Source organism: Arthrobacter sp. STN4 (genome assembly GCF_024539665.1).
Classification (GTDB): Bacteria; Actinomycetota; Actinomycetes; order Actinomycetales; family Micrococcaceae; genus Specibacter.
In genome coordinates, this window is sequence record NZ_JAKZGX010000065.1 from 1 (window position 1) to 1,952 (window position 1,952).

At 64.9% G+C, this 1,952-nt stretch carries 2 protein-coding genes and 1 pseudogene; 1 reads left to right on the plus strand and 2 read right to left on the minus strand.

The annotated features are described in order from the left end of the window. Positions 1-203: pseudogene (locus MMF96_RS19305) on the plus strand (2-succinyl-5-enolpyruvyl-6-hydroxy-3-cyclohexene-1-carboxylate synthase); the annotation flags it as partial. Positions 204-282: 79 nt separating this feature from the next. Here MMF96_RS19305 and MMF96_RS19310 read toward each other — a convergent pair. After that, positions 283-1,104: an amino acid ABC transporter ATP-binding protein gene (locus MMF96_RS19310; RefSeq protein ID WP_371131080.1), complete on the minus strand. Its 822-nt coding sequence runs from the start codon at positions 1,102-1,104 to the stop codon at positions 283-285. Continuing rightward, positions 1,104-1,952: amino acid ABC transporter permease (locus tag MMF96_RS19315; RefSeq protein ID WP_256884464.1), on the minus strand; the 849-nt coding region annotated here is incomplete at its 5' end. The genes MMF96_RS19315 and MMF96_RS19310, both read right to left, overlap by 1 nt.

Consider the following 1,952-nt stretch of genomic DNA (forward strand, 5'->3'; position numbering starts at 1 on the left):
GTTACTTTGGTACGCCGCATGGGGTGGACTTGTGCGCGCTGGCTGTTGCGTATGGTTGGCGCTATGTGCGGGCCGGGACTGTGGCGGGGCTCGGTGCTGCGCTGGCCGTGCCGGTGCGTGGGCGCAGCATCGTTGAGGTCGTAGCCACCCGGGATGGCTTGCGGGAACTGCACGCCCGCGTCCATGCCGCTTTAAGCGTCTAGGTCGCAGTTGTTGCCGTTTTTCGGGTGGAATTCCTGGAATAACGGCAACAACTGCGACCCAGTTGCGGGGGGCGGGGTGTTAGAGGACGCGGGAGAGGAATTCCTGGGTCCGGTGGTGTTGGGGGTTGGCGATGATTTCGCGGGGGTTGCCGGATTCGACGACGACGCCGCCGTCCATGAAGGTCAGGGTGTCGCCGACTTCGCGGGCGAAGCCGATTTCGTGGGTGACGACGATCATGGTCATGCCGGACTTGGCGAGGTTTTTCATGACTTCCAGGACGTCCCCGACGAGTTCGGGGTCCAGGGCGGAGGTGGGTTCGTCGAAGAGCATGAGTTCTGGTTCCATGGCCAGGGCGCGGGCGATGGCCACGCGTTGTTGCTGGCCGCCGGAGAGTTGGGAGGGGTAGAAGTTGGCCCGGTCGCCCAGCCCCACGGTTTCGAGCAGTTCCAGGGCCTTGAGCCGGGCTGCGGCCTTGGATTGGCGCTTGACCTGGGTGGGTGCCTCGATGACGTTTTGCAGCGCGGTCTTGTGGGGGAAGAGGTTGAAGCGTTGGAAGACCATGCCGATTTCCCGGCGTTGGGCTGCGATCTGTTTGGCGTTCAAGTCGTGCAGGCGGCCGTTGGCCTCGCGGTAGCCGATCAGGTCATCGCCGACGTAGATCCGTCCGGCGCTGATGGTCTCGAGGAGGTTCACGCAGCGCAGCAGGGTGGATTTTCCGGAGCCGGAGGGGCCGATGATGACGGCGACCTCCCCGTGCCGGACGGTCATGTCGATGCCCTTGAGGACGTGGTGGTGGCCGAAGAGCTTGTGCACGCCCTCGATGCGCACCAGGGGGGCGCCGGTGAGGGCGGGCCTGGTGTCGGTCTGCCCGGTGGCGGGTTGGCTGGTCGTTTCAGGCATCATTTGCCCCCTTCGTTCTCGCCGTTGCGGGCGCGGTGCCCGGCTGCGGGCGGTTCGTGGTGGGCGGCGGCCGTTGCGGCGGTGGCCTTCACGGGGGCCATGGTGACGTTGTCCACGCCCTTGCCGTAGTGGCGTTCGACGAAGTGTTGGCCGACCATGAGCAGGGAGGTGATGACCAGGTACCAGAACGCGGCCACGATCAGCAGCGGGATGGGCAGGTAGATGCGGTTGGCGATGGCGCTGGTCACGAACGTCAAGTCCAGGGTGAAGGGGACGGCGAGGACCAGGGAGGTGGTCTTGAGCATGCCGATGGTCTCGTTGCCGGTCGGGGGGACGATCACGCGCATGGCCTGGGGCAGGATGATCCGCCACATGACCTTGCTCTTGCGCATGCCCAGTGCCTCGGCGGCTTCCATCTGGCCGTTGTCCACGGATTTCAGCCCGGCGCGGAAGATCTCGGCCAGGTAGGCGGACTCGTTCAGGCCCAGGCCCAGGATCGCGCCCATGGTGGCGGTGACGATCGTGGAGGTGTCCACGGAGAACAGTTGGGGGCCGAACGGGACGCCGAGGCTGATCTTTTGGTACAAGACGGGCACCAGGCCCCAGAACACCAGCTGGGTGTAGACGGGGGTGCCACGGAAGAACCAGACCCACACCCAGGAAACATACCGGAACAGCGGGTTGTCGGACTGGCGCATGAACGCCAGCAGGATCGCCAGGACGATCGCGATCACCATCGAGGTCACCGTCAGCAGCAACGTCCAGCCAATGCCCCGGATCACCAGGACATCAAAAAGATAGGTACGGACCGTGCCCCAACGGAACTGCGGATTTGTCCAAATCGACTG

Excerpts from the sequence above, each read along its gene's own strand:
- MMF96_RS19310 (WP_371131080.1), bottom strand. The coding sequence starts at position 1,104 with ATGCCTGAAACGACCAGCCAACCCGCCACCGGGCAGACCGACACCAGG.